This is a genomic window from Aquitalea sp. ASV15 (assembly GCF_016429115.1).
GTDB lineage: Bacteria > Pseudomonadota > Gammaproteobacteria > Burkholderiales > Chromobacteriaceae > Aquitalea > Aquitalea magnusonii.
On sequence record NZ_JAELTZ010000043.1, the window covers coordinates 26,132 to 34,107 of the forward strand.

Here is a 7,976-nt window from a genome sequence, read left to right on the forward strand (position 1 = left end):
AGCCTCAGACCGACAGGCCGGCCAGCCGGGCGGTGTCGAGGGCAATCATCAGTTCTTCGTCGGTATTGATCACCAGGGCCGGCACGGAGTCGGCGGTGGTGATGCGGCCAGCCTTGCCGCGAACGCATTGTTCGTTGGCGGCTTCGTCCAGCTTGAGGCCCAGGAAACCCAGCTGCTTGATGACGCGGGCGCGCAGATAGGACGAGTTTTCGCCAATGCCACCGGTGAACAGCACGCCATCCAGCCGGCCCAGGGCCACGGTCAGCGCGGCAATATGCTTGGCCAGGCGGTAGCTGAAGATGTCCAGTGCCAGGATGGCTTCCGGCTTGCCGGCCATGGCGGCGTCTTCCAGTTCACGGCAGTCGCTGGATTGTTCGGACAGGCCCAGCAGGCCGGACTTCTTGTTCAGCAGATCGGTCACGCCGTTGACATCCAGGCCCAGCTCGGAGGCCAGATAGCCAAAGATGCCCGGATCGATGTCGCCGGAGCGGGTACCCATCACCAGGCCTTCCAGCGGGGTCAGGCCCATGGTGGTGTCCACGCTCTTGCCACCCTTGATGGCGGCGGCAGAGGCGCCATTGCCCAGGTGGGCGCAGACAAAGGCGGTGTCTTCCAGCGGCTTGCCCAGCAGGCTGGCGGCTTCGCCGGTGACAAAACGGTAGCTGGTGCCGTGGAAGCCATAGCGACGCACGCCATGCTCGCGGTACAGCTGCATGGGCACGGCATACAGATAAGCCTGCTGCGGCATGCTCTGATGGAAGGCGGTGTCGAATACCGCAACCTGAGTCAGGCCGGGGAATTGCTGCATGGCGGTGCGGATGCCCAGCAGATGCGCCGGGTTATGCAGCGGGGCCAGTTTGGCGCATTTCTCGATTTCGGCGATGACGGTGTCGTCGATGACTGCGGAAGCCTTGAAGTGCTCGCCACCATGCACCACGCGATGGCCTACCGCCTTGACGCTGTCCAGCAAGTCCAGCACGCGCAGACGTTCGATGATGGCGTGCATGGCGGCGGCGTGGTTGGCTTCGCTCAGCGGCTGGCTATCTTTCTGGCCGGCATGCTTGAAGCTGATCTGGCCTTGTTCCAGGCCCAGTTTTTCGGCGAGGCCAGTCAGGATGGCTTGTTTGCTGGCGGTGTCGATCAGGGCAAATTTCAGCGAGGAACTGCCGCAGTTGATAACGAGAATGCTTGATTTCATAGGCGCTGGAAGTAGTAAATGGCTAAAAAGGGGTCCGTTGGGAAAATAACTGTCGCCAGCCGGCATGTCGGCCATATTAGGATTATGACTGTGGCAGCAAGATGACGGTGCGGAGCAGTTGACGGGCTCCTCTTCTCTTTCCTTTGGTCGGTGTTAACCGGGCGGCGATTATCCGCTGCTGCCACGCTGGCGGCAATGCGGGGTTTTCCTCGCTTGCGCAGCGCAGCAATCGCCTGCATTGCTGTAGTGACAAGCCTTGGTGGCGTGTCAGGCTGTGCAGGTGGCCATATTGCAGCGCGGACCGGCGTGGTGCTTGCCAGCTTGGCCTTGCGCGCTGGCCTGGCGCGCCTGTCACAAGTGGCGGTGGATTCGCCCGCGCAGTATAGCATATCGATCATCAGCTGCTAATGTTGCTTCGCACAATTTGAGCTAAAGCAATGATTCCTATGGCAGCGCTGGATGAAAATGTCCTGAATTTTGCAAAATGCCATTTTGTAGCGGCAATGTTTCAGTCTGCCCCCGCTTTTCCGTGGCAAAAATTGCTTGCCCCCCCTCGCGGGGCGGGGCATAATCCCGCCCTCGCAAAGCACAGGCTTGGCCTTTGTTTTAATTCATTGTTTTGATGGTTCCGTAAACTCGTTTAGCGAGATTCGGCTGGTCTTATATCTTCTACCACGGAGGTGTGGGAATAATGTCTGATCTGGCTTCTTCGCAGATGCTACAGGCGTCTGCTGCTCAGCTGCCTATCTATACTTATTTTGATCCCGCTCACTACGAGCTGGAGCAAAAACAACTGTTTGCCAATGCTCCGCTGTATTACGGCCATGAGCTGATGGTGCCCAATGACGGGGACTATCACACGCTCGACTGGCTGGGCCATGGCAAGATGCTCAAGAATGTGGGCGGTGAAATCAAGCTGATTTCCAACGTCTGCCGGCACCGTCAGGCCCTGATCTATCAGGGGCGCGGCAATGGCAATCACATGGTGTGCAATCTGCATGGCTGGACTTACGACGCCGAAGGCAAGCTGCTGGGCGCGCCGCATTTCCCGCAAACACCCTGTCTCAATCTGAATCAGACGCAGCTGACACGCTGGAACGGCCTGCTGTTTGATGCCGGCCGCGACATTGCTGCCGATCTGGCGCAGCTGGGTGTGGCCAAGCATCTGGATTTCTCCGAGTTCGCTTTCCATTCGACGCAAACCACCGAATACGACTTCAACTGGAAAACCTTTATTGAAGTCTATTCCGAGGATTACCACGTCGATCCCTTCCATCCGGGCCTGGGCAATTTTGTTGATTGCGCGGAACTGAAATGGGAGTGGGGCGCGCAATACCATGTGCAGACGGTTGGTGTGAAAAACCAGCTGGCCCGCTCCGGCTCGCGCGTCTACGGCAAGTGGCACGAGGAAGTGCGCCGCCGCTTTGCCGACCAGCAACCGGAGTTTGGTGCCATCTGGCTGACCTACTACCCCAACATCATGGTGGAGTGGTACCCGCATGTGCTGGTGGTCAGCGTGGTCATCCCGCGCGGTCCGGAAAAGTGTACCGTCATCACCGAGTTCTACTACCCGGAAGATGTGGTGTATTTCGAACCGGAATTCGTCGAAGCCGAGCAGGCCGCTTACTTCGAAACCGCCAAGGAAGACGACGAAATCTGCTATCGCATGCACCAGGGCCGTCGGGCGCTGTGGCTGCGTGGCGAGAGCGAAGTGGGGCCGTACCAATACCCCACCGAGGAAGGCATGCAACACTTCCACGAGTTCTACCGCCGCATGATGGGCGATGCCATGGCTGGCTAAGCCGGGTATTTCAGTGCAGAATGGCAAAGGCGCGGGTTTCCGCGCCTTTTTCTTTGTCTTGATGACAATGCACTGGCAAAAATACATTCTCTTCTCCGGGCTGAGCCTGCTGGCCGGCCCATTGCTGGCGGCCGCTTTTGTCGATCCGGCCAGCAAGATCAGCTTCACTCTGCCTGCCGGCTGGAAAGTCCGCAGCGTGGTGCAGGAGGGCGTGCGCGTGATCAAGGTGGTGCCGCCGAAGGCGGATCAGCGCGAACGCGCCGCCATCGAAGTGACCCTGCAAGAGCGCAAGGCCGGCAAGGCGGATGCGCCCGAGCGGCTGCAGCGCCGCTTCCGTCAGGCCGAGGCGGACCGCGAAGCGGCTATCTATACCCGGCTGAACCCGCATAGCGGCCGGCTGGTCACCGAATACCGCGAGGGCAGCTTTGTCTCTGGCCGCTTGTGGATTGTGCGGCACAATCTGCAGGTGTTTCTGCCGACGCCAGGCAAGCGCCTGTTGGTGGCCCGCTGTGCTGCCAATGCATCCGAATTCAAAACCTACCGCCGGCAGCTGGAAACAATCTGCCTGTCGGCCACTTCCCTGCACAAACCATGATGTCCTGCCATCTTGTCCAATCTGCCGCCGGAGCTGCTGATGCCGGCTGAACTGTTGCTGCGGCTGCGGCGCGGCCAGCTGGGTGCCGGCTGGATGGTGATTGCCGCCGTCTTTTTTGCCTTGATGGGAGTATTCGTCAAGGCTGGTGCCCAGCATTTCAACTCCATCGAACTGCTATTCTGGCGCACGCTGATCGGCACGCTCATTCTTGGTTTCGGCATCCGCCTGCGCGGCTTGTCCTTGACCACCCCGCATTGGCTGGGCCATATCAAGCGCAGCTTTGTCGGTTATCTGTCGATGTCGGCGCTGTTTTACGCGCTGACTCATCTGCCGCTATCCACGGCGGTGACCCTCAACTACACCTCCTCGCTGTTTTTCTCGCTGATCTGCGTGGTCAAGCTCAAGGACCGCTTGTCGCGCCCGGCTGCACTGGCACTGGGGCTGGGTTTTCTTGGCATCGTGCTGTTGCTGCGGCCCACCTTCAGCTCGGAGCAGTGGCTGGCCGGCGTCATCGGCTTGCTCTCTGGCGTCAGTGCCGGTTTTGCGGTGTTTCAGGTGCGCGAACTGGGGCAGATGGGCGAACCATCCTGGCGCGTGGTGTTCTGGTTTTTTGCCATTGCCAGCCTGTTTGGTGCCGTCTGGCTGGTCCTGGGGCCTGGATTCTCACCGATTCGTCCGGATAATGTGACGGCGCTGCTGGGCGTAGGAGTGTGCGGCATGCTGGGGCAGCTGGCGATGACCATGGCTTACAAGGAAGGCCGCAAATACCTGGTGGCCAGTTTCGCCTACCTTACCGTGGTGTTCTCTGCCTTGTTAGGCGTATTGCTGTGGGGGGATGCGCTGGGGCCGGACGCACTGATGGGCATGGGCATGATCGTGGGGGCCGGCTTGCTGGCGGCCGTACGCTGATGCATGCCGAAATCATGCGCAAGCTTGATGGTTGTCAGCAGAATCTTGACCGCGCGGGGCTAGAATACAATCATGATCGCGCTGCGGCTATTGGCGTGGCATCAACAATAACAGGCAGGACTCACACTTTAGGAGATGCAGCATGATTTCTATCCGCGAACAGGATTATGGTCTGGATGTGGCGCTGTTCAATGAATTCTCGCTGGCGGATTTCAAGCTGTTCGAGGATGCCTTGGTCAAGCGCGTGGCGGAGCAAGGCAAGCCGGATGTGCTGCTGGATCTGACCGAGCTGATCGATTTCACCCTGGACATGGCAGTGGAAGAAGTGAAGTTTGTGCGTGCACATGAAAAAGACTTCGGCCGCATTGCGCTGGTGGTGAGCGATGTATGGATCAAACTGGCTGCGCATATTGCCGGCTTGCTGTCGCACAACCATCTCGAATACTTCGATACCGTGGAAGAGGCGCAGGCCTGGCTGGCCAGGCCGGTTGCCGCTTGATTTTGGGGCGAATGCCGGTACAGTAGCGGTTTTTGTTCAGCAAGAAAGAATAAAAACCGATGTTGAAAAGCATTGCCAGTCGTCTGGCCACTGAACTTGCCGTTCGCGAAAACCAGGTGGCGGCCACTATCGAACTGATCGACGGTGGTGCCACCGTTCCTTTTATTGCCCGTTACCGCAAGGAAGTCACCGGCGGGCTGGATGATACCCAGCTGCGCACCCTGGCCGAGCGACTGGTCTATCTGCGCGAGCTGGATGATCGCCGCGACAGCATCCTCGCCAGCATCCGCGAGCAGGACAAGCTCACCCCCGAGCTGACGGCTGCGCTCTACGCTGCCGACAACAAGACCGCGCTGGAAGACCTGTATCTTCCCTACAAGCCCAAACGCCGCACCAAGGCGCAAATCGCCCGCGAAGCCGGCTTGCAGCCATTGGCCGACAGTCTGCTGGCCGACCCTGCGCAATCCCCGGAAGCACTGGCACTCACTTATCTCAATGTCGAGGCAGGAGTCGGCGATGCCAAGGCCGCACTGGATGGTGCGCGTGCCATTCTGATTGAACAATTTGCCGAAGATGGCGAGCTGCTGGGACGCCTGCGTGAAAAGCTGTGGAACGAGGCCGAACTGGCCGCCAGCGTAGTGGCAGGCAAGGAGCAGGAGGGCGCCAAGTTTGCCGACTACTTCGACCATCGCGAGCCGCTGCGCTCCACCCCCTCGCATCGTGCGCTGGCGCTGCTGCGCGGTCGCAATGAGGGCGTGCTCAGCATTGCGCTCAAATACCAGCCGGACGAAACGCCGATTACCGAGCGTTCCAGCTATGAATTACTGATCGGGCAGCGCTTTGGCGTGCAGGACAAGGGCCGTGCCGCCGACAAATGGCTGCTGGATGGTGTGCGCCTGTGCTGGCGCGCCAAGATTTTCCTGTCGCTGGAGCTGGAACTGATGGGCCGGCTGAAGGACGCCGCCGATGGCGAAGCCATCAAGGTGTTCGCCGACAATCTGCACGATCTGTTGCTGGCGGCGCCGGCCGGGCAACGTGCCACGCTGGGGCTGGATCCGGGCTTGCGTACCGGCGTGAAAGTAGCTGTGGTGGATGGTACCGGCAAGGTGCTGGACACCACCGCCATCTACCCGCACGAGCCACGCCGTGAATGGGACAAATCCATCGCCATTCTGGGTGCACTGTGTGCCCGTCACCATGTCGACCTGGTTGCCATTGGCAATGGCACGGCCAGCCGCGAAACCGACAAGCTGGCACAAGACCTGATCAAGGCCTACCCGCAATTGGGCATGACCAAAATCGTGGTGTCCGAGGCAGGCGCATCGGTATATTCCGCTTCGGAGCTAGCAGCCAAGGAATTCCCGGACATGGACGTCAGCCTGCGCGGTGCCGTCTCCATTGCCCGCCGCCTGCAAGACCCGCTGGCCGAACTGGTGAAGATCGACCCGAAATCCATCGGCGTGGGCCAGTATCAGCACGACGTCAACCAAAGCCAATTGGCGCGCGCACTGGATGCGGTGGTGGAAGATTGCGTGAATGCCGTCGGGGTGGATGTGAATACCGCCTCTGTCCCGCTGCTGACCCGCATCTCCGGGCTGAATAGTACGCTGGCAGCCAATATCGTGGCCTATCGTGATCAGAATGGCGCCTTCAAAAACCGCAAGCAGCTGTTGAAAGTCCCGCGACTGGGTGAAAAGACCTTCGAGCAGGCAGCTGGCTTCCTGCGTATCAGCGGCGGCGACAATCCGCTGGATGCCTCCTCGGTGCACCCAGAAGCCTACCCGGTGGTAGAAAAAATCGTCGCCAGGCTGGGGCGCGAAGTGAAGTCCCTGCTGGGGGATTCGGTGACGCTCAAATCAGTCAAGGCAACGGACTACACGGATGAGCGTTTCGGCCTGCCCACCGTCATGGACATCCTGAAGGAACTGGACAAGCCGGGACGCGACCCGCGACCGGAGTTCAAGACCGCCACCTTTCAGGACGGTGTCGAGGATATCAAGCATCTGCAACCCGGCATGGTGTTGGAAGGTGTGGTCACCAATGTCGCCAACTTTGGTGCCTTTGTTGATATCGGCGTACATCAGGATGGCCTGGTGCACATCTCCGCACTGTCCAGCAAATTCATCGACGACCCGCGCAAGGTGGTGAAGGCCGGTGACGTGGTCAAGGTCAAGGTGCTGGAAGTGGACGTGGCGCGCAAGCGCATCGCCCTTACCATGCGCCTGAGCGATGAGGTCGGCACGGCCAGTCGCGGTGCGCGCCCGGAAGCCGGTCGTGCTGGCGATCAACGTGGCCGCCAGTCACCTTCGCGCGCGCAGCAGCCTGCGGGTGAGTCGGCGATGGCTGCGGCATTTGCCAAGCTGAAGCAGCGTTGAGTGCACGTCAATCACCTATCATATATAGAAGCTAACAAGCCCGGCCCCGCCGGGCTTTTTGCTGCCTGAGCCAGCGTCGAGACCAACTTTTGCGCCCGCCAGCCACCTTTTTCAGTACCCAGGTGAGCACCGGTATGCCATCCACTGTGCGTCCGCAGCAAAACAGTCATGAAACCCGTATTTCATAAAGCATTGCTGTTCAGTGACTTAGCGCGCAGCGGGCCGGGATTTTGCTGGAATGTGCAGATTTCTTCGCACAAAGTGTTGACGAGGGTGGGGCAGGGAGGTATAGTTCGCCTCCTCAGCAGACAACGCAGCGACGGAAACGAAACGCAGCGACCTGCACCGCTCTTTAAAAAAACAGAATAACCGATAGGTGTGAGTGCTTGGCGAAAGCCGCACTTGCACTGCGAGAGAGAAAGTAAACAGTCCAAGAAGTACTTGTTTATTCTTTGATCTTGCGTGCCAGAAGTTGCTATGAGATTGAACTGAAGAGTTTGATCCTGGCTCAGATTGAACGCTGGCGGCATGCTTTACACATGCAAGTCGAACGGTAACAGGGAGCTTGCTCCGCTGACGAGTGGCGAACGGGTGAGTAA

The 7,976-nt window shown here is 59.4% G+C and carries 6 protein-coding genes and 1 rRNA gene; 6 read left to right on the top strand and 1 reads right to left on the bottom strand.

Annotated elements, in window-relative coordinates:
• Window positions 1-4: 4 nt before the first annotated feature.
• A complete protein-coding gene (locus JHD64_RS16445) occupies window positions 5-1,198 on the bottom strand; it encodes an acetate/propionate family kinase (RefSeq protein ID WP_199054248.1) in 1,194 nt (397 codons plus the stop codon).
• Between the two features lie 691 nt (window positions 1,199-1,889).
• On the opposite strand from JHD64_RS16445, the gene JHD64_RS16450 reads away from it, so the two are divergent.
• The 6 genes from JHD64_RS16450 to JHD64_RS16475 form a co-directional block, all read left to right on the top strand.
• The gene (locus JHD64_RS16450; RefSeq protein ID WP_059286787.1) at window positions 1,890-2,999 is read left to right on the top strand and encodes an aromatic ring-hydroxylating dioxygenase subunit alpha; all 1,110 of its coding nucleotides are present in this window, start codon (window positions 1,890-1,892) and stop codon (window positions 2,997-2,999) included.
• Window positions 3,000-3,012: 13 nt separating this feature from the next.
• Window positions 3,013-3,594 carry a hypothetical protein gene (locus JHD64_RS16455; protein WP_370540967.1) on the top strand — a complete coding sequence of 194 codons (582 nt, stop codon included), beginning with the start codon at window positions 3,013-3,015 and terminating at the stop codon, window positions 3,592-3,594.
• 39 nt (window positions 3,595-3,633) lie between these two features.
• Window positions 3,634-4,503, top strand: coding sequence for a DMT family transporter (locus JHD64_RS16460; RefSeq protein WP_233170546.1), 870 nt, complete (start codon window positions 3,634-3,636; stop codon window positions 4,501-4,503).
• 142 nt (window positions 4,504-4,645) lie between these two features.
• Window positions 4,646-5,002 (top strand): STAS/SEC14 domain-containing protein, encoded by a 357-nt coding sequence (locus JHD64_RS16465; RefSeq protein WP_059286786.1) that lies wholly within the window; start codon window positions 4,646-4,648, stop codon window positions 5,000-5,002.
• A 59-nt stretch (window positions 5,003-5,061) separates the two neighbouring features.
• Window positions 5,062-7,377: a Tex family protein gene (locus tag JHD64_RS16470; protein WP_199054250.1), complete on the top strand. Its 2,316-nt coding sequence runs from the start codon at window positions 5,062-5,064 to the stop codon at window positions 7,375-7,377.
• A 485-nt stretch (window positions 7,378-7,862) separates the two neighbouring features.
• Window positions 7,863-7,976, top strand: a 16S ribosomal RNA gene (locus JHD64_RS16475); the annotation flags it as partial.

Bases quoted from the DNA above. Each gene is read 5' to 3' on its own strand.
- JHD64_RS16445 (WP_199054248.1), bottom strand. From the start codon at position 1,198: ATGAAATCAAGCATTCTCGTTATCAACTGCGGCAGTTCCTCGCTGAAA.
- JHD64_RS16465 (WP_059286786.1), top strand. From the start codon at position 4,646: ATGATTTCTATCCGCGAACAGGATTATGGTCTGGATGTGGCGCTGTTC.
- JHD64_RS16460 (WP_233170546.1), top strand. From the start codon at position 3,634: ATGCCGGCTGAACTGTTGCTGCGGCTGCGGCGCGGCCAGCTGGGTGCC.
- JHD64_RS16450 (WP_059286787.1), top strand. From the start codon at position 1,890: ATGTCTGATCTGGCTTCTTCGCAGATGCTACAGGCGTCTGCTGCTCAG.
- JHD64_RS16470 (WP_199054250.1), top strand. From the start codon at position 5,062: ATGTTGAAAAGCATTGCCAGTCGTCTGGCCACTGAACTTGCCGTTCGC.